Raw genomic sequence first — 18,242 nt, 5'->3', positions numbered from 1 at the left:
GAGTTGACTTCTCCGCTGTCGACACCGACGTCCGACCGGGATGGACGAGATGGACCTGGCACCGAGACGAACGGGCGGAACGCTGCTGGGGGCGCTGCTGGTGCTCAGCACCGCCGTGATCCCCGCCCCGGCCACGGCCACCCCACCCGACCCGTCCGAGGGGCACGGCCCGGACTGCCGCACGGGCGATCCGGGGTGGGAGTTCTCCACCGAGGAGTTCGACACCACCTACACCAGACACGCCTACGTGGGCAACGGATACCTCTCCCAACGGGTGCCGCCCACCGGAACCGGCTACGTCGCCACCGGCGGAGAAACCGGGTTCCCCCTGGAAACCCCGCGTTTCGACGGGGCCTTCGTCAGCGGGCTCTACGGCAGCGGCCCCAGCGCCCAGACCGACGAGGACAAGCACGCCATCGCGGCGATCCCCACCTGGTCCACCCTGACCGTCGACAACGGAACCGCGCGCTACGGGGCCGAGACGCCGGAGGAGCGGATCTCCGATTTCCGCCAGACCCTCAACGTGCGCTGCGGGATACTGCGCACCTCCCTGACGTGGACCACGCCCGACGGGCGGGCGACCGAGCTGGACTACGAGATCGTGGCCGACCGCGCCCACCCGCACGCCGGGGCCGTACGGCTGCGCATGACCCCGCACTGGAACGGCCGGGCCACCGTCACCGCCGCGCTCGACGGGGACGGGGCCCGCCGCATGGAACCCACCGGAGCGGGCACCGACGGCAGGACCGTGCACGTCGGGTTCCGCACCGACGAGGTCGCCACCACCGGCACCCTCGCCTCGACGCTGCGCGCCGGGGGTGACCTGGCCCGTGCGGAGTCGGAACGCTCAACCCGGGTCTCCGGGCTGGACGCCGAGCAGAGCCTGAGTTTTTCCGCCCGGGCCGGGCACACCTACGAGTTCGGCAAGTACGTCGGTGTGGACACCGCGCTCACCGCCCAGAACCACCGGGACTCCGCCGTGGACACCGCGCGGCGGGCCGCCGCCCGCGGCTGGGACCGGCTGTTCGCCGAACACGCCGAGCGGTGGCGGTCGCTGTGGAGCGGCGACATCCGCACCCCGGGCCGCCCGCGGATGCAGCGGTGGCTGCGGGCCAGCAAGTACGCCCTGCTGTCCAGCATCAGGCGCGGCCAGGACAACAGCATCGCCCCCGCCGGGCTGAGCAGCGACAACTACGCGGGGTTGATCTTCTGGGACGCCGAGCTGTGGATGTATCCGGCGCTGCTGGCCCAACACCCCGCTCTCGCCCGCTCGGTGGTGGCCTACCGGGAACGCACCCTCGACCAGGCCCGGGCCAACGCCGAGGTTGTCGGCCAGCGGGGCGCGTTCTACCCGTGGACCAGCGCCGACAGCGGCGACCTCGACGACGACTGCCACAGCTGGGACCCGCCGCACTGTCTCACCCAGAACCACCTGCAGGGCGACATCGCGCTGGCCACCTGGCAGTACTACCAGGCCAGCGGGGACCGGCGGTGGCTGCGCGAGCACGGCTGGCCGGTGCTGCGCGCCCTCGCCCGGTACTGGGAGGGGCGGGTCACCCGCAACGACGACGGCAGCTACTCGATCCACAACGTCGCCGGTCCCGACGAGTACAGCAACGGAGTGGACGACGGGGTGTTCACCAACGCGGGGGCGGCGACCGCGCTGCGCAACGCCACCAGGGCCGCCGACGTGCTCGGCGAGCCCGCCCCGGCGCGTTGGACCGAGATCGCCGACGGGCTGCGGATCCCCTTCGACGAGGAGCGGGGAGTGTTCCTGCAGTACGCGGGCTACGACGGCGGCGAGATCAAACAGGCCGACACCGTGCTGTTGCAGTACCCGCTGGAATGGCCGATGTCCGAGGAGGTCGCCACCGACACCCTGGAGTACTACGCGCCGCGTACCGACCCGGACGGGCCGGCCATGACCGACGCGGTGCACGCGGTCGACGCGGCGGCCAACGGGCAGCCGGGGTGCGTGACCAACACCTACGTCAACCGGGCCATCCGCCCCTTCGTACGCGCCCCCTTCGCCCAGTTCTCCGAGGCACGCGGCGAGCGGGCCGGTGACGACGGGGGTTCCCCCGCGCTGAACTTCCTCACCGGCAACGGCGGTTTCCTGCAGACCTTCACCCACGGGCTGACCGGCCTGCGCTGGAGGACCGACGCGGTGCGGATGGACCCCACGCTGCCGCCGCAGTTCCCGCGCGGGGTGGAGCTGACCGGGCTGCACTGGCAGGGCAGGACCTTCGACGTGCGGATCGGACCGGAGCACACCCGGGTGGCGCTGCGCCACGGGGATCCGTTCACCGTGCGCACCCCGGACGGGGAGCACACGGTCGGGCGGGGTGCTCCCGCCACGATCGAGACGCGGCGTCCCGATCTGGCCCCCACCGACAACCTCGCCCGCTGCCGACCGGCCACCGCCGCCGACGCCGAACCCGGCAAGTACGCCGAGGCCGCCGTGGACGGCAGCACGGCGACCACCTGGACCCCGGCGAGCCGTCGCTCCGAGCTCACCGTGGAACTGGAGAAACCCTCCTGGGTCGGCGAGGTGCGCGCCGAGTGGACCGACACCGCCCCGAAGGAGCACCGGGTGCTGGTCTCGGTGGACGGCAGGCACTTCACCGAGTTCCACCCGTGGGGGCCGCCGCGGCTCGCCCGCTACGTGCGGGTGGAGGTGACCAGCCCGCCGCAGGCTCAGGCGGGGATCCGGGAGCTGCGGGTCACCGCCCGCTGAGAGCGGGGTCCGGCCCCGCCGACAACCGGCGGCCCGGGGACGGCTGCGCCCGGAACCGTCCTCGGGCGGAGCCTGGCGCGCGGTCGTGAAGCGTGATACAACGAGTGGTCGCGTCGTGGGTCACACCGGGACCTAGGTCCCGGTGACCTCGGGACCTTCCTCCTCACACCGAAGGACCAACGAACCTGGGAACCCGCCTTCCCCACGGGGAACCTGGACGGCGTGGATCTTCTCGATATCGCCAGGTGGCAGTTCGGGATCACGACGGTCTACCACTTCCTGATGGTCCCGTTGACGATCGGACTCGCGATCACCGTCGCGGGGATGCAGACCGCGTGGTACCGCACGGGCAACGAGCGGTATCTGAGGATGACCAAGTTCTGGGGCAAACTCATGATGGTCAACTTCGCCATGGGCGTGGTGACCGGCATCGTGCAGGAGTTCCAGTTCGGCATGGCCTGGAGCCAGTACTCCCGGTTCGTGGGCGACGTCTTCGGCGCCCCGCTGGCGATGGAGGGCATCGTCGCCTTCTTCGTGGAGTCCGTGTTCCTCGGGCTGTGGATCTTCGGTTGGGACCGGCTGTCCAAACGGGCACACCTGGCCTGTGCCTGGGCGTTCTCCCTGGCCACGGTGGCCTCGGCCTTCTTCATCCTGGCCGCCAACTCCTGGATGCAGCACCCCGTGGGGGTGGAGCTCGTCGACGGGCGACCCCGGTTGACCTCCATCTGGGCCGTGCTCACCAACAGCACGCTGCTCGCCGCCTTCCCGCACACGATCTTCGGCTGCTTCGCCGTGTCCGGAACGTTCGTGCTCGGCATCGCCGCCTGGAAGGTGTGGAAACGCGACCGCGCCGGTGTGCCGCACGACGAGGACCGCCGGGTCTGGCACACCTCGATGCGGGCCGGGGCCTGGATCGCCCTGGTCGCCTTCGTCGGGCTGGCCGTCTCCGGCGACATCCAGGGCAAGCTGATGTTCTCGCAGCAGCCGATGAAGATGGCCTCGGCCGAGGCGCTGTGCCACACCGAGCAGCCCGCCAGCTTCTCGGTGTTCGCCTACGGCGACGTCAGCCGCCCCAACTGCGAGAACGTCAAGAGCCTCACCGTGCCCTACCTGCTGTCCTATCTGGCCCACGGCGACTTCGACACCGAGGTCAAGGGGGTTCAGCAGCTGCAACGGGAGTACGAGCGGCAGTACGGCACCCACTACCCCGACGACCCCCGGCTGGGTGAGCTGGCGGGCAAGCCGATCGACTACCAGCCGAACCTTCCGGTGACCTACTGGGGATTCCGCTTCATGATCGGGTTCGGTGCGGTCTCGGCGCTGGCCGCGGTGGCCGTGCTCTGGTTCACCCGGAAGGGGCGTTTCCCCACGGGACGTTGGTGGGGGCCGCTGGCCCTGGCCTCGATCTCGGCGCCCTTCCTGGCCAACGTCTTCGGCTGGGTGTTCACCGAGATGGGCAGACAGCCCTTCGTGGTGGTCCCCAACCCCAACCCGTCCGGAGTGGACGGGGTGTGGATGTACACCGCCCAGGCGGTCTCCTCCGGGGTGGAACCCGGGGAGATGGTCACCTCGCTGGTCGCGCTGACCTCCGTGTACGCGGTGCTGCTCGTGGTCGAGGTCTTTTTGATGGTGCGCTACGCGCGCGGCGGGTTCGAGGCGGTGATGCCGCCGAAGGACCACGACGACTCGGACGAGGACGGGGAGGTGCTGTCCTTCGCCTACTGAGCCGCCCCGTGCCCCCTTCCGAGGCGCGTCCCGTGCCGGACCACCCGAGACCGACCCCTTGAGCTCCACCGACGCCGGAGGACCCCGATGGACCTGCCTACCCTGTGGTTCTGCGTCATCGCCCTGCTCTGGCTGGGCTACCTGTTCCTCGAAGGATTCGACTTCGGGGTGGGGATGCTGCTGCCGGTTCTCGGGCGTGGGGAGCGGGAACGCCGCGTGCTGATCAACACCATCGGTCCGGTGTGGGACGGCAACGAGGTGTGGCTGATCGTGGCCGGCGGCTCCATGTTCGCCGCCTTCCCCGGGTGGTACGCCTCCCTGTTCAGCACCGTCTACCTGCCGCTCACGGTGCTGCTGATCGTGCTCATCGGACGGGGGGTGGCCTTCGAGTACCGCGGCAAGGTGGACAGCCCGACCTGGCGGCGCTGCTGGGACGTGGTCATCGTGCTCGCCTCCTGGACGGCCCCGCTGATGGTGGGGCTGATGCTGGCGGCCACCGTGTTCGGGTTGCCGCTGGACGCCAACGGCGACCGGATCGGAAGCCCGCTGGTGGTGCTCTCCTGGCCGAACCTCCTCGGCGCCCTCGCGGTGCTGGCCTTCTCCCTGCTGCACGGGGCCGCCTTCCTCGCGCTGAAGACCGAGGGGGTGGTGCGTCAGCGCGCCCAGCGCTTCGCCCGCACGCTCGGTGCTCCGCTGCTCCTGCCGCTCGTGGCGCTGCTGCTGCTCGCGCAGCTGCGGGAGGGCGCGGGATGGACCTGGATCCCGCTGCTGGCCGCCGTCGCGGCCGGGCTGGCGGCGCTGCTGCGCCACACGGCCTCCGCCGACGGGCAGGCCTTCGCCCTGCAGGGGGTGGCGCTGGCCGCCGCGGTGTTCACCCTGTTCGGGGCGCTGTGGCCGAACGTGCTTCCGTCCACGATGGATCCGGCGTGGTCGTTGTCCGTGGCCGAGACCGCGGCCAGCCCCTACACCCTGACCGTGGTGACCTGGGTGGCCGCCTTCGGCACCCCCGCCGTGCTGGTCTACCAGGGCTGGACCTACTGGGTGTTCCGCAAGCGGATCGGCACCCGGCACATCCCCCCGGTGCACGCGCCCTAGCGCGTCACCGCGCGGTGTCGGCGGCACCCGGGACCGGGGAGGGACCGGTCCCGCTCGAACGGAAAGGAGCGGTGGTTGCCAGCTTCCGCACCGGCGCGTGCGCGCCGCGCCGTGGACACCGTGCTCTCGAACGGCCCGCTCGGGGCGCTGCCGCGGCTGTCGCCGTCCACCCGGAGGGTGCTGCTGCTGGCGGGCCTGCTGGCCGTCGGCAACGCCCTGGCCCTCGTGGCCCAGGCCTGGGCGCTGGCCTCGGTACTGGCCGACGTCGTGCTGCGTGGCCTCGACCTGCCGGAGGTCTCCGGCAGGCTCGTGGTGCTCTGCGGGGCAGTGGCGGCTCGGGCGGTGCTGGGCTGGGCCACCGAGAGCGTCTCGGCGCGGGCCGCGGCCGGGGCCAAGGAGGAACTGCGGGCCCTGCTGTTGGACTCGGCGCTGCGGCGCGGTCCGGAGTGGATCGACCGCCACGGACCGTCCGAACTGACCACGCTGGCCACCAGGGAGCTGGACGCCCTCGACGCCTACTTCACCGTCTACCTGCCCGCGCTGGTCACCGCCGCCGTCGTCCCACCGCTGGTGGGACTGGGCATCCTGCTGGCCGATCCGACCTCGGCGGTGCTCGTGCTGCTGACGGTGCCGCTGATCCCGCTGTTCGCCTGGCTGGTGGGGCGCTACACGCAGGGACGAACCGAACGTGCCGCCGAGGCGCTGCAACGCATGTCCGGGCACCTGGCCGAGCTGGTGCGGGCGCTGCCGGTGCTCACCGCGTTCGGCCGGGCCCGTGCCCAGGGGGAGGCGGTGCGCCGGGTCAGCGAGCGTCACCGCCGCAGCAGCGTGGCCACCCTGCGGATCGCCTTCCTGTCGGCGCTGGTGCTGGAACTGTGCTCCTCGCTGTCGGTGGCGCTGGTCGCCGTCGGTATCGGAATGCGCCTGGTCTCCGGGGACATGGCCCTGGAGACCGGTCTGCTGGTGCTGGTGCTGGCTCCCGAGTGCTATCTGCCGCTGCGGGCGGCCGGGGCTGCCCACCACGCCAGTGAGGACGGGGTGGAGGCGGTGCGCCGGGTCGAACGGGTCCGCCTCGACCCGCCGGACACGGCGTCCGGTGAGGGCGAACCGCCCGAGTTCCCCCCGGAGGGCGCGGAGCTGAGCGTGACCGGGCTCGGCGTGGCCCGGCGCGGACGACGCGTCCCCGACGGGCTGAGTTTCACCGCCCGGCCCGGCGAACTCCTGCGGTTGGACGGCTTCGGCGGGATCGGGCCCAGCGGCAGCGGCAAGTCCACCACCTTCGCCGTGCTGCTCGGGTTCGTCACCCCGGAGACCGGCACGGTGCGCTACGGCGGCACCGAGATCACCGAGCTGAGTTCGCCCCGGTGGCGTGCTCTGCTCTCCTGGATACCGCAGCATCCGGTGTTCTCCGGGGGCACCGTCGAGCGGGAGCTGCGGCTGGCGGTGTCCGACCAGCCCGCGGGAACCGCCGAGTGGCTGCACCGGGCGCTGTCGGAGGCCGAGGCCGAGCACCTGCGTGGCCGTCCGGTCGACACGCTGTCGGCGGGGGAGCGTCAGCGGGTGGCGGTGGCCCGGGGACTGTTGCGGCTGCACGGCGGCGCCCGGGTCCTGTTGGCGGACGAACCCACGGCACATCTGGACGCCGCCACCGCCTCCCGAGTGGACAGTGCCCTTCGGCGGGCCGCCGAGGCCGGGGCGGTGGTCGTGGTGGCCAGCCACCGGCCGGGGAGCTCCCCGCCCGGGGAGGAGGGACCGCGAGCCACCACGAACACCACCCCCCGCCTGCGGGAACCGACCGGCCGTGCCCGACTGGGTGAGCTGGTCACCGCGCGGGGGCTGGCCGGTGGCGGGCTGGCGGTGCTCTCCCTGGCCTGCGGGGTGGCGTTGACCGCCACCTCCGCGTGGCTGATAGCCCGCGCCGCCCAGCAGCCCCCGGTGCTGACGCTGAGCGTCGCCGCCGTGGGGGTGCGTACCTTCGCGCTGTCCCGGTCCGTGCTGCGCTATCTGGAACGGCTGCTCACCCACGACGCGGCCTTCCGGCTGGCCGGGCGGCTGCGTCGAGGGCTGTGGGCCGGGCTGGTGCGGCTGGGCCCGGCCCGGGCGGCCGGGCTGTCCCGGGGAGAGGGGGCCACCCGGCTGGTGGAGGACACCGACACGGTGCGCGACCTGGCCCCGCGCGTGTTCGTCCCTCCGGTGACGGCCGTGGGGGTCGGTGGGGCCGCCGTGGCGTTGCAGACCGCCCTGCTTCCTCCGGCCGGTCTGTTGTTGGCGGTGGCGTTGCTGCTCGCCGGAACCCTCGGCCCGGCCGTGGCGCTGGCCGTGCAGCGGCGTGCGGCAGCCGCGCTCACCGAGGGCAGGCGGGAGGTGGCCACTCGGACGCGGGGACTGTTCGAGGCCGCCGCCGAGCTGCTGGCCTGCGGAGCCGCCGCCGGAGTGCGCGCCGAACTCGCCGAACGGGACGCGGAGCTGGCCGCCCGCTCTCGAAGGGTGGCCTTCGGGCAGGGCGCGGCCGGTGCGGTGGTCACCCTGTTCATGGGAGGGGCCGTGGTCGGGTGTGCCGCCCTGGCGGCGCGGGCCGTGGCCCGGGGGGAGCTGGCGGCCGAACTCGCCGCCGTGCTGGCGCTGGTCCCGCTGGCGGCGGCCGAGACCGTGGTGGGACTGCCCGCCGCGGCCCAGTACTGGCGACCGCTGCGGCGGGCCCACCGGCGGTTGTCCCCGCTGTCGCACACCGGGCCGGACCCGGTGCCCGCAGCGGAGGCGCGGCCCACTCCGAGCGAGCCACCGGCCTCGGACGGGGCTGAGGTGGTGCTCGACGGGGTGGAGGCGCGTTGGCCCGGGGCCGCCGAACCCGCGTTGCGGGAGGTCTCGCTGCGGGTGCCGGTGGGCACCCACGTCGCCGTGCTCGGCGAGTCCGGTCAGGGGAAGTCCACGCTGCTCGCCCTGTTGGCCGGACTGTTGCCCCCCGAACAGGGGGAGGTCACCGCGCCGGGGCGGGTCACCTGGTGCCCGCAGGATCCGCAGCTGGTGTCGACCACGGTGCGGGAGAACCTGCGCATGGCCGACCCGCGGGCCGACGACACCCGCTTGGCCGAGGCGCTGCGCTGCGCGGGACTGGCCCACTGGGCCGGGCGGCTGGACGAGCTGCTCGGTGCCGGGGGCACGGCGGTCTCCGGAGGGGAGGCGCGGCGGCTCGCCCTGGCCCGCGCGCTGGTGCCCGCCGAACCGGGACTGGTGCTGCTGGACGAACCCACCGCCCACCTGGATCCGCCCACGGCCGAGGAGCTGTCGGCACGGCTGCGGGAGCGGCTGCGTGGGCGCACGGTCGTGCGGGTCACCCACCGGGAGTCCGAGACCGCCGACGCCGACGTGGTGTGGCGGGTGGCCGACGGCCGGATCGTGGCCGAACCGGGTGGGCAGCCGCCCGGGCACGCGGCGCGGGACGGGAACCCGTCGCCGGTGCGGGAAGGGGGCCGGCTGTGATTGTGCTCGCCATCGGCGCTGGTGACCCGGACACCGGAGCACGTGGGGCCTAGTCTCGTGGTTGTCATGGACTCGATGCTGGCCAGGCGGATGCTCGCCGCGTCCACCGAGATCACCAAGGCGGCCTTGGCCTCGGAGGACCCGGACTCGGTGCTGCCGCTCGTCGTGCGACGCGCCGCCACCCTCACCGAGGCGGACCTGGGGCTGGTCATGGTCCGGGACGAGCAGGACAACCTCACCGTCGAGGCCGCGCACACGGGTCCGCACGCCTCCGATCCCCCCAGCGACCCGGTCGGCTCGGTGCTGTCCCCGCGTTCGGCGGCCGCCCAGGTCGCCCGGGACGGGGTCCCCGTGGTGGTGGACGACCTCATCGACGACCCGCTGACCGCGCCCTATGTTCCCCGCGCGCTGCGGGTGTACGGCCCCTTCGCCGTGGCTCCCTTCGGCACCCGCGAGCGGAGGCTGGGGGCGCTGGCCGTCTACCGCAGGAGGAACACCGAGCCCTTCACCAGGGTGACGGTCGACGTGCTCACCTCCTTCGCCGCGCAGGCCGGGCTGGCGCTGGTGCTGGCCGAGGGCTCCACCGCGCGTCAGCGCATCGCGGTCTACCAGGAGCGGGAGCGGATAGCCCGCGACCTGCACGACGTGATCGTGCAGCGGCTCTACGGGGCCGGGGTCCAGCTGAACGTGCTGGGACGCAGGCTGTCCGACCGGCTCGACGCCGACGACGCCGAACGGCTCACCGAGGTGACCGACCAGATCGACCAGACGATCGCGGAGGTGCGGGCCACGGTGCGCACCCTCACCTCGACCGACCCGCAGTGCTCCGAGCAGGCCCCGGACCTGGCGGACTCGCTGCGTTCGGAGGTGCGCATCGCCGGGGAGCTGCTCGGATGGTCGCCCGAGCTGGAGATCGACGGCGATCTCGACAGCGTGCCCGTGGCCGTGGCCGACCACGCGCGGGCCGCACTGCGCGAGGCGCTGTCCAACGTGGTGCGCCACTCGGGGGCGCGGGCGGTGCTGGTGCGGGTGCGGCGCACCGGGACGGGGCTGCTGTTGCAGGTCACCGACGACGGCTGCGGGATCCCGCACGACGTGAGCAAACGCGGACTGCGCAACATGGAGGAACGCGCGGTGGCCGCCGGGGGCCACTGCGAGATCAGCTCCTCCCCGGACAGCGGCAGCACGGTCACCTGGGAGGTACCGCTCTCGGCCGGGTGAGCCCGGCAGGGGTTCTCAGCGCCGCCGCGCGTACCAGGCGGCCGCCTGGGTGCGGCGTTCCATGCCGAGTTTGGCCAGCACCGAGGTCACGTAGTTCTTGACGGTCTTCTCCGCGAGGAACAGCCGCTCGGCGATCTCCCGGTTGCTCAGGCCCTCGCCGATCAGTTCCAGCACCCGGCGTTCCTGCTCGGTGAGCTCGGACAGCTCGTCCCGTTCCCGCGCGGAACCCTCCCGCAGCCGGTCCAGCACCCTCCTGGTGGTGACCGGGTCGAGCAGGGAACGCCCCGCCGCGACCTCCCGCACCGCGTTGACCAGGTCCTGGCCGCGCACCTGTTTGAGCAGGTATCCGGAGGCTCCCGCGTTGATGGCCCCCACCAGCGCCTGCTCGTCGTCGAAGGCGGTCAGCACCAGGCAGTGCGGGGGGTGCTCGGACTCCCGGAGCCTGCGACACAGGTCGAGCCCGTCTCCGTCCGGCAGCCGCATGTCCACCACGGCCACGTCGGGACGTTCGGCACCGGCGCGGACGAGCGCCTCGTCCACCCCGCCGGCCTCCCCGACGACCCGGACGTCCTCCTCGGTGTCCAGCAGGTCGCGCAGACCCCTGCGGACCACCTCGTGGTCGTCGACGAGCAGCACACGTACCGACACGTCCCCAACGCTACTGGCAGGGAAACCACCGCTGTCCGGGCAGGGGGCGCTCACCCGCCGGAAGCGCGGAACCCGCACTTCCTCCGGCGGCCGCCCACGGCGTGCTGGGTCTGTTCGGCCACGCGGTGGGCGCCGTGGCGCGCCCGGTAGCCCACCGAGGGCTTGCCCTTGGTGTCCACGACGGTGGTGAGCAGACCCCCCAGCAGCCCCAGGTTCTTGATGAAGTGGACCTGCTGGGCCGAGCGCTGTTCCGGGTCGGAGTGTTCCCAGAACGCGTGTCCGACCAAGGTGGTCGGTACCAGGCTCGCGCTGAGCAGCAGCGCGGAGAACCTGGGGAACCTGCCCAGGGCCAGCAGCAGCCCGGCGCCGATCTTGACGCCCCCGTCGATCTTGACCAGGGTCTCGGCGTCGGTGGGCATCCGCTGGGGAAGGGTGTCCCGGACGGGCTCGGTGGCGCGTTCCACCAGCGGGGCCGCGGCCTCGGCGTGGCCCTGGGGATCCCGGAACACCCCGATCCCCCCGTAGACGAAGATCGCGGCCAACAACGGACGCGCGAGCCTGCGAACCAGCATCGGCGAACCTCCCGGGAACTGTTCACGAAACGGTTGGGCGCGGCGAGGTCGCTGGGGCGGCACCTCCCGCCGGTGTCGACCGTGGACACTCCCGGGCGGCGGTCGCTCCGGGGGCGTGACGGGACGAGGCCGTTCCCGCGCGGAAGGCGTTCCCGCCGCCCGGCCCGCCGGGACGCTGCCCGACAACGGACGACGAACCGAGGCTACGCCCTCGGGGCGCGGTGTGCGCGGGAGCGAAACCCGCCGCGGGGCCGTCGCCCCGGTACTCACCCGGCCGGGCGAGGGGTCAGCGGCTGTGCACCCGGGTGAACACCTCGTCCCAGGCGGCGGCGACCTGTTTCGCGCACAGCTCCGGCGTGGCCCCACCCACCCCGGTCCCCAGCCCGGGCAGCGCGATGGAACGGACGACCCGCCGAACCGGGATCCCGTTGTCGAGCACCGCCCCGGACCACAGCCGCAGCACCGCCCGTGCCGCCAGGTAGGGGCTCACCGTGTCCGTGGGCAGCCGCTCGCCCGGCTCGCGGACGGTCGGTGCGCTGATCAGCCAGGCCGGTACCCGCGAGCCGGTGGGCACCAGCAGTGCCTCGCCCACGGGCAGCTCTCCCCCGTGGTAGGCGAGCACGGCGCTGCGCACCTGCTGCTCCACCTCGGGGAAGGCGGTCGCGTAGACGGCGTCCACACCGCCCCGCATCCACCCGTAGGAGTTCGCCGGGCTCACCACGGCGTCCACCCGGTTGTCGAGCACCGAACCGTGGTAGACGCTGACGCCCGCACGACCGTCGGCGATGTCCCTCCACGCTGCGGCCAGCGACTCGTCCAGTGCGCACAGGACCAGCCTCAGCTCCGGCGCCGCCCCGTTCCTCGAGCGCTCCGAATCCGCGGTCACGTGCACAGCATCGCAGGAAACACCCGCCGCGCGTAATCGGGTAGATCACACTTCGGGGGAAGATCTTCAAGTCCGTCCGGGTGAACACCCCGCACCGGCGGCCGGGCCGGGCGACGAGGCGACGCCGATCCGCTCGTAGCCTGAACACGTGCCCCGAATCGCCTACCTCGGTCCGCGGGGAACGTTCGCCGAACAGGCGACCCGCGCGTTGACCTCCGACATCACCCCCGAGCTGGTCCCCTACGAGTCCATCCGCGCGTCCCTGGACGCGGTGCGCGCCGAGGAGGTCTTCGCCGCCGGGGTCCCGGTGGAGAACTCGGTGGAGGGCTCGGTCTCGGCGACCCTGGACGGGCTCACCTCCGGAGGCCCGCTGGTCGCCGTGGCCGAGACCGTGCTGCCGATCCGGTTCGACGTGCTGACCCGACCGGGCACCACCGAGCGGGAGATCACCTCGGTGGCCAGCCACCCGCACGCCCTGGCCCAGGTGCGGCGGTGGCGGGCCGAGCACCTGCCCGGGGCGGAGAGCGTGCCCACCTCCTCCACCGCCGCGGCCGCCGAGGAGGTGGCAGCGGGTCGTGCCGACGCGGCGGTGGTGGCCCCCGTGGCGGGGCAGCACCACCCCGAGCTGGCCCACCTGGCGCACGGGATCGCCGACGTGGACGAGGCGATGACCCGTTTCCTGCTGATCCGCCCACCCGGGCCGCTGCCCCAGCCGACCGGCTCCGACCGGACCTCGATCGCCGTGGTGGCCCACGACGAGGTGGGCACCCTGGCCGAGATGCTGACCGAGCTGTCCCTGCGCGGGATCAACCTGAGCCGCATCGAGTCCCGCCCCACGGCCGACCGGCTGGGGGCCTACCGCTTCTTCCTCGACCTGGAGGGGCACGTGGCCGACGCCCGGGTGGGGGACGCGTTGGCCGGGCTGCACCGGCGCTGCTCCGAGATCCGCTTCCTGGGCTCCTTCCCGAAGGCCGAGCGGGCCCCGGTCAACGTGCGCCCCTCCGCCTCGGAGCAGGCCTTCCAGGAGTCGGCCTCCTGGCTGGCCCGGGTGCGCGCCGGAAGGCTGGGCTAGCCCCGCGTCTCAGCCCCAGCCGAGCTCGTGCAGCCGGGCCTCCTCGATGCCGAAGTGGTGGGCGAGTTCGTGCACCACGGTCACCGCGACCTCGTCGACCACCTCCTGCTCGTCGGCGCAGCTCTCCAGCAGCGGTTCGCGGTAGATGGTGATCCGGTCGGGCAGCACCCCGCCGTAGGTGCTGTCCCGCTCGGTCAACGCCACCCCCTCGTACAGCCCGAGCAGCGTCGCGTCCTCGGGGTGGCGGTCCTGCACCAGCACCACGACGTTGTCCAGCTCGACCATCAGCTCGTGGGGAACCAGGTCCAGGGCGTCGGAGACGAGTTCCTCGAAGCGTTGGCGGGTCATCTCGACCGGCACGGCGACATCACCTCGTTCGTGTGGCCGGAACCCCCGGGCTCGGGGGGGTGGTGGGCGCGGGCTCCTCGGAGATCGACACCTCACCCTGGACGCTACCGGTCACCGGGGCGAAGCCCTCGTCCTCGCCGAGCGTGGCCGCGACCTTGCAGTTGACCTTGCGGGAACCGGCCTGCCAGCTCGGCTGGCCGATGTTGTCCCAGTACAGCGTCAGGTCCTTGTCCTCGGCGGCGTTCGCGCTGCCCGCGAAGTCCTCCAGCCGCTGTCGGCAGGCGTCGATGAGGTACTCGTCCTGCTGCTCGGTGCCGGGGTGCTGCCCGGAGAACTCCTGGCCCAGGTCGACGACCCCGGTGATCTCCACCGAGTGCGGCCGGGAGCAGTCCACCAGCGAGGACACCGCGGAGCCGCTGATACCGAAGCAGGTGCCCACCTCGTAGACGTCCGACTGGTCGAGCTCGGCCACCTTGCCGGTGAACCGGTACAGCTTGCCCGCCGGGCCGGGCTGCTGCAACGCGCAGTGCAGGGTGCGGTCCCCCCGCTCCCAGCTCTCCTTGCTCGGCAGGAAGGCGCTGGCCTCGAAGCGTCCCTTCGGGTCGAGGCGGCCGTCGAGGTACTCCCGGGCGACGTCGGTGCACCGTTGCGTCTTGAGCTTGTTGAAGACCTCGGTGTCGGGGAAGGGGGCGTCCGGGCCGAACCGCGCCCAGACCTCGCTCTTGCCGGTCATCTCGAACAGGTGCGGCTCGGAGCAGTTCACCTCGCGGATGTCGGTGGCGTCCGGCTCGGTCCAGTTCAGGCAGGTCCCGGGGGGAGCCTCGAACTCCGGCGGGGGGCTCGTGGTGGTCGGCTGCTCGCCCAGACCGGGCTGGGCCGACTCCTCGGAGGGCCAGTTCAGGGCGGCGGCGACGGTGAAGACCAGCAACGCGCCGAGCACGGCCGAGATCATCACCAGTCGGGTGCTCGTGGGGTCGTGCCGGGAGCGTTTCGGGGAACGACTCGGCTCGGACCGCCGGTCCGGTTCGGGGGGCTCGGCCATCACGCCTTCCATACTGCCTGGAGTCCCCGGTCACTGCCGAGGCGCGGTGCCCCACACCGGACGTGCGTGTGACACGCGGCCGGTACCCGGGCTCGGCGCGCCGTGGGCGCACAAGCTAGGCTGACCTGCCGTGATCGACCTGAAGACGCTGCGCGAGGATCCGGAGGCCGTGCGCGCCTCGCAGCGCGCCCGCGGAGAGGATCCCGCTCTGGTGGACGCACTGCTCGCCGCCGACGAGCGGCGCAGGTCGGCGGTCGCCAACGCCGACGACCTGCGTGCCGAACAGAAGCGGATGGGCAAGGAAGTCGGCAGGGCCTCGGGGGAACAGCGGGAACAGCTGCTGTCCCGGGCCAAGGAGCTCGCGGCGCGGGTCAAGGAGGCCGAGGCGGAGCAGAGCGCGGCCGAGCAGGAGCTGGAACGCGCCCAGCGCGCCGTGTCCAACATCGTCGAGCCCGAGACCCCACCGGGCGGCGAGCAGGACTACGTGGTGCTCAAACACGTGGGCACCCCGCCGGAGTTCGACTTCGAGGTGGCCGACCATCTCGACCTGGGGACCGCGCTGGGGGCGCTGGACATGGAGCGCGGGGCCAAGGTCTCCGGCGCGCGGTTCTACTTCCTCACCGGGGTGGGGGCGCAGCTGGAGCTGGCCCTGCTGAACATGGCCGCCGACAGCGCGGTCTCCTCCGGGTTCACCCTGACGGTGCCGCCGGTGCTCGTCCGCCCGGAGGTCATGGACGGCACCGGGTTCCTCGGCGCGCACTCCTCCGAGGTCTACCACCTGGAGGAGGACGACCTGTACCTGGTCGGCACCTCCGAGGTGCCGTTGGCCGGTTACCACCAGGGCGAGATCCTCGACTTCGCCGAGGGGCCGCTGCGCTACGCGGGCTGGTCCACCTGTTTCCGGCGGGAGGCGGGCTCCTACGGCAAGGACACCCGGGGGATCATCCGGGTGCACCAGTTCAACAAGCTGGAGATGTTCGTCTACTGCGCCCCCGAGGACGCCCGGCGCGAGCACGAGCGGCTGCTCGCAGCCGAGGAGGAGATGCTGGGCAAGCTGGAGTTGCCCTACCGGGTGATCGACACCGCCGCCGGGGACTTGGGCGACAGCGCGGCCCGTAAGTTCGACTGCGAGGCGTGGATCCCCAGCCAGGGGGACTACCGCGAGCTCACCTCCACTTCGAACTGCACCACCTTCCAGGCGCGGCGGCTGAACATCCGCCACCGGGACGAGGAGGGCACCAACCGCGTCGCGGCCACTCTCAACGGGACGTTGGCCACCACCCGGTGGATCGTCGCCCTGCTGGAGAACCACCAGCGTCCGGACGGATCGGTGCGGGTTCCGGAGGCCCTGCGGCCCTACATGGGAGGACGCGAGCTGCTCACGCCCCGGTGACGTCGCCGGGGCGCGGTGTGGGGCACCGAGTCGGTTTCCGTGGGTTTGGGGGCTCGCGGGAACCCGCGAGCCCCACGGTCGGGAACACAGCTGGGAGCGCCCACCACGAGCGGCCGCTGCGGCGGGCGGGACAGCCACGTCCCGTCCGCTGGTGGCCGGGCGGGGCGTCGTCGGTGGGGGTCAGTCTCCGAGGCGACCCTGTTTGATCCTGCGAAGGAACGCCGCCCAGGCGGTGTGGTCCACGGCGAGGGTGCCGCCGTGGCGGTTCTTGGTGTCCCGGATGCCCACGGTCTCGGAGGCGTAGCCGACCTCGACGCAGTTGCCGCTGTCCGTACTGCGACTTGACTTGCGCCACCGGGCCTCGGTCAGGCGGGGTGGGGCCATGTGGGTGCTCCTCGCGGCAGGGGTCCGTGTTCCTCGTCCGGGAATATCCCGTGCGGCAGGCAGCACGCGAGGTCCGACCGGGTGAAGATGCAGACGGTCCCGCCCGGTGATACCGAGCGGGACGTCACAACGCGGGCTCAGCCGTCGAGACGATCGCTTTTGATCGCGTCGAGGAAGGTAGTGAAGCGCTCAGGAGAGACCGCGAGGACAGGACTGTCCGCACCGAGTTTGCTGTCCCGGACAAGCGCGGTTCCCGGCAGGTTCCGGGCGACCTCCACGCAGTTGCCGGAGGCACTGCTGCGGCTGGACTTCCGCCAGTTGACGAACTCGATCATATTATGCCCTCGTGATGTTGAACGTATTCGCTTAATAGCTTCGTGGAGTCAGCAGCAGACAGCGCTGACTCATCGAGCCTGCTGAGCATGCGTTCGTAGGGTCGCACATCGTCGGGGTCAGACAGCAGCACACCTGCGTTAGGTGCCTCGATGTGAACGGTGGAACTGCCGTTCGGCATGGTGATGACAGAGAACATGCCGTCGAGGCCTACATGTACACCAACACTCAGCGGGAGAACCCGGACAGAGATGTTGTTGCGTTCACTGACTTTGGCGAGGTAGCGAAGTTGCTCGGCAGCGGTGTCCCGACTTCCCGCTGGGCGTTGCAGAACGGACTCATCCAGGTAGGCAACCAGCTCGGTGGGAGACGATCGTTCGATGATGCCTTGGCGGTGCTGCCGTACGGCGACGGCATCGTCGATTTCCTCGTCAGTGAGACCTGCCGCTTCGTAGATCGCCCTGCTGTAGGCACGCGTCTGTAGCAACCCTGGTACCAGCGTGGGAGTTACGTAAGTGATGCGGTGTGCGCGTTGCTCAGCATCAATCAATGAAGCGAGTTGTGAGTTCACTCCTCGGTGGACTTCCCACCAGGCAGGTTCATGCAACTCTCGAGTCATCTTGATCAGACGGTCTCGGTCATCGGAAGCCACCCGTAGGTAACCGAGCAGGGTGCTGACGTCTTCGACTGTGATCCCCTGCCTGGCGTTTTCGATTCTGCTCACGCGCGCATGGCTCCAGCCCAGCATGTCTGCCAAGGCACGGACAGTCAGCCCGCGTTCATTCCTGGCTTGCTTGAGTTCCTTCGAGAGAGCTTGGGCGCGTGGGGACGTAGGCATAGATCTCAGGATATGAGCTGAGACATCTCGCGTGACTCCCTCGATCGGGGTATTGGAACATCTCACTTGATTATGAGATGGTACAAATCATGACGTTCAATAGTCATTCCGATGTGTACTGTAACAAAGTTAGGTGGATCTAGTGAGTGTGCTCGACTGCCACAACAACGTCGCGAAGAGACTGCGAGTGTGTAGCAACACACTCGTGGTGAAGCGCATACGGGTGGTGTGACATGCGGCCGTTGTATCCGCGGAGTCCGGTGTTTCTGGTGTGGGCCCCCATCGAGGCCGACCACCGGTGGGGGCAGACACCCCGGTTGCACGCGCTCGAACACCATCCGGCCCGCTGTGCGGGCTCGTGGGTGTTGACGTTGTGTCTGGTGCGGCTTGAGTTGGCCACCATCACCGGCCTTGTTGAGTGTGAGGCCGAGCCCGAGGTGTGTGCCCCGTGTTGTTACACGATCGCGG

General features: G+C 71.6%; 16 protein-coding genes. 8 read left to right on the top strand and 8 right to left on the bottom strand.

Translation table 11 applies throughout. The annotated features are described in order from the left end of the window. The first annotated feature begins 40 nt into the window (after positions 1-40). The 5 genes from ACTMO_RS0117710 to ACTMO_RS0117690 all read left to right on the top strand — a co-directional run bounded on the left by ACTMO_RS0117710 (position 41) and on the right by ACTMO_RS0117690 (position 10,258). Complete coding sequence (locus ACTMO_RS0117710) at positions 41-2,737, top strand: glycosyl hydrolase family 65 domain-containing protein (RefSeq protein ID WP_019856018.1); 2,697 nt, start codon at positions 41-43, stop codon at positions 2,735-2,737. A 222-nt stretch (positions 2,738-2,959) separates the two neighbouring features. Further along, on the top strand, positions 2,960-4,462 hold the full coding sequence (locus ACTMO_RS0117705; RefSeq protein ID WP_019856017.1) for a cytochrome ubiquinol oxidase subunit I: 1,503 nt from the start codon (positions 2,960-2,962) through the stop codon (positions 4,460-4,462). Between the two features lie 87 nt (positions 4,463-4,549). Beyond that, positions 4,550-5,557, top strand: coding sequence for a cytochrome d ubiquinol oxidase subunit II (cydB, locus tag ACTMO_RS0117700; RefSeq protein ID WP_019856016.1), 1,008 nt, complete (start codon positions 4,550-4,552; stop codon positions 5,555-5,557). A gap of 75 nt (positions 5,558-5,632) precedes the next feature. Continuing rightward, positions 5,633-9,037 (top strand): thiol reductant ABC exporter subunit CydD, encoded by a 3,405-nt coding sequence (cydD, locus tag ACTMO_RS0117695; protein ID WP_245556228.1) that lies wholly within the window; start codon positions 5,633-5,635, stop codon positions 9,035-9,037. Positions 9,038-9,103: 66 nt separating this feature from the next. Further along, the gene (locus ACTMO_RS0117690; RefSeq protein ID WP_019856014.1) at positions 9,104-10,258 is read left to right on the top strand and encodes a GAF domain-containing sensor histidine kinase; all 1,155 of its coding nucleotides are present in this window, start codon (positions 9,104-9,106) and stop codon (positions 10,256-10,258) included. A gap of 15 nt (positions 10,259-10,273) precedes the next feature. Here the strand turns inward: ACTMO_RS0117690 and ACTMO_RS0117685 are convergent, their stop codons facing one another. The 3 genes from ACTMO_RS0117685 to ACTMO_RS0117675 all read right to left on the bottom strand — a co-directional run bounded on the left by ACTMO_RS0117685 (position 10,274) and on the right by ACTMO_RS0117675 (position 12,370). Next, positions 10,274-10,906: a response regulator gene (locus ACTMO_RS0117685; protein WP_019856013.1), complete on the bottom strand. Its 633-nt coding sequence runs from the start codon at positions 10,904-10,906 to the stop codon at positions 10,274-10,276. A gap of 50 nt (positions 10,907-10,956) precedes the next feature. Then, positions 10,957-11,478, bottom strand: coding sequence for a DoxX family protein (locus ACTMO_RS0117680; protein ID WP_019856012.1), 522 nt, complete (start codon positions 11,476-11,478; stop codon positions 10,957-10,959). Positions 11,479-11,764: 286 nt separating this feature from the next. After that, a complete protein-coding gene (locus tag ACTMO_RS0117675) occupies positions 11,765-12,370 on the bottom strand; it encodes a macro domain-containing protein (protein ID WP_019856011.1) in 606 nt (201 codons plus the stop codon). A gap of 142 nt (positions 12,371-12,512) precedes the next feature. On the opposite strand from ACTMO_RS0117675, the gene pheA reads away from it, so the two are divergent. Next, positions 12,513-13,436 carry a prephenate dehydratase gene (pheA, locus tag ACTMO_RS0117670; protein WP_019856010.1) on the top strand — a complete coding sequence of 308 codons (924 nt, stop codon included), beginning with the start codon at positions 12,513-12,515 and terminating at the stop codon, positions 13,434-13,436. Positions 13,437-13,445: 9 nt separating this feature from the next. Here the strand turns inward: pheA and ACTMO_RS0117665 are convergent, their stop codons facing one another. Beyond that, positions 13,446-13,796, bottom strand: coding sequence for a metallopeptidase family protein (locus ACTMO_RS0117665; protein WP_019856009.1), 351 nt, complete (start codon positions 13,794-13,796; stop codon positions 13,446-13,448). Between the two features lie 7 nt (positions 13,797-13,803). After that, complete coding sequence (locus ACTMO_RS0117660; protein WP_019856008.1) at positions 13,804-14,826, bottom strand: septum formation family protein; 1,023 nt, start codon at positions 14,824-14,826, stop codon at positions 13,804-13,806. A gap of 130 nt (positions 14,827-14,956) precedes the next feature. Between ACTMO_RS0117660 and serS the strand changes: the two genes are divergently transcribed. Next, entirely contained in the window at positions 14,957-16,219 is a 1,263-nt protein-coding gene (serS, locus tag ACTMO_RS0117655; RefSeq protein WP_019856007.1) for a serine--tRNA ligase, read from the top strand. 180 nt (positions 16,220-16,399) lie between these two features. Here the strand turns inward: serS and ACTMO_RS0117650 are convergent, their stop codons facing one another. From ACTMO_RS0117650 to ACTMO_RS22590, 3 genes are all read right to left on the bottom strand, one after another. Then, entirely contained in the window at positions 16,400-16,603 is a 204-nt protein-coding gene (locus tag ACTMO_RS0117650; protein ID WP_019856006.1) for a DUF397 domain-containing protein, read from the bottom strand. 137 nt (positions 16,604-16,740) lie between these two features. Then, positions 16,741-16,938, bottom strand: coding sequence for a DUF397 domain-containing protein (locus ACTMO_RS0117645; RefSeq protein ID WP_019856005.1), 198 nt, complete (start codon positions 16,936-16,938; stop codon positions 16,741-16,743). After that, the gene (locus ACTMO_RS22590) at positions 16,935-17,774 is read right to left on the bottom strand and encodes a helix-turn-helix domain-containing protein (protein ID WP_084792216.1); all 840 of its coding nucleotides are present in this window, start codon (positions 17,772-17,774) and stop codon (positions 16,935-16,937) included. Before ACTMO_RS22590 ends, ACTMO_RS0117645 begins: the two co-directional genes overlap by 4 nt. 260 nt (positions 17,775-18,034) lie before the next feature. Between ACTMO_RS22590 and ACTMO_RS23545 the strand changes: the two genes are divergently transcribed. After that, on the top strand, positions 18,035-18,242 hold a 208-nt coding region (locus ACTMO_RS23545; protein ID WP_245556226.1), incomplete at its 3' end, for a hypothetical protein.

The organism is Actinopolyspora mortivallis DSM 44261, from assembly GCF_000384035.1.
In the GTDB taxonomy this organism is placed as follows: domain Bacteria; phylum Actinomycetota; class Actinomycetes; order Mycobacteriales; family Pseudonocardiaceae; genus Actinopolyspora; species Actinopolyspora mortivallis.
The sequence above is the reverse complement of the archived record's forward strand: the minus strand, read 5'-3'. Positions and strand labels throughout refer to the sequence as shown.

What these genes read in the sequence shown, in the direction of transcription:
- ACTMO_RS0117690 (WP_019856014.1), top strand. Translation starts at nt 9,104, where the DNA reads ATGGACTCGATGCTGGCCAGGCGGATGCTCGCCGCGTCCACCGAGATC.
- ACTMO_RS0117680 (WP_019856012.1), bottom strand. Translation starts at nt 11,478, where the DNA reads ATGCTGGTTCGCAGGCTCGCGCGTCCGTTGTTGGCCGCGATCTTCGTC.
- ACTMO_RS0117660 (WP_019856008.1), bottom strand. Translation starts at nt 14,826, where the DNA reads ATGGCCGAGCCCCCCGAACCGGACCGGCGGTCCGAGCCGAGTCGTTCC.
- ACTMO_RS0117710 (WP_019856018.1), top strand. Translation starts at nt 41, where the DNA reads ATGGACGAGATGGACCTGGCACCGAGACGAACGGGCGGAACGCTGCTG.
- ACTMO_RS0117650 (WP_019856006.1), bottom strand. Translation starts at nt 16,603, where the DNA reads ATGGCCCCACCCCGCCTGACCGAGGCCCGGTGGCGCAAGTCAAGTCGC.
- ACTMO_RS22590 (WP_084792216.1), bottom strand. Translation starts at nt 17,774, where the DNA reads ATGCCTACGTCCCCACGCGCCCAAGCTCTCTCGAAGGAACTCAAGCAA.
- ACTMO_RS0117645 (WP_019856005.1), bottom strand. Translation starts at nt 16,938, where the DNA reads ATGATCGAGTTCGTCAACTGGCGGAAGTCCAGCCGCAGCAGTGCCTCC.
- cydB (WP_019856016.1), top strand. Translation starts at nt 4,550, where the DNA reads ATGGACCTGCCTACCCTGTGGTTCTGCGTCATCGCCCTGCTCTGGCTG.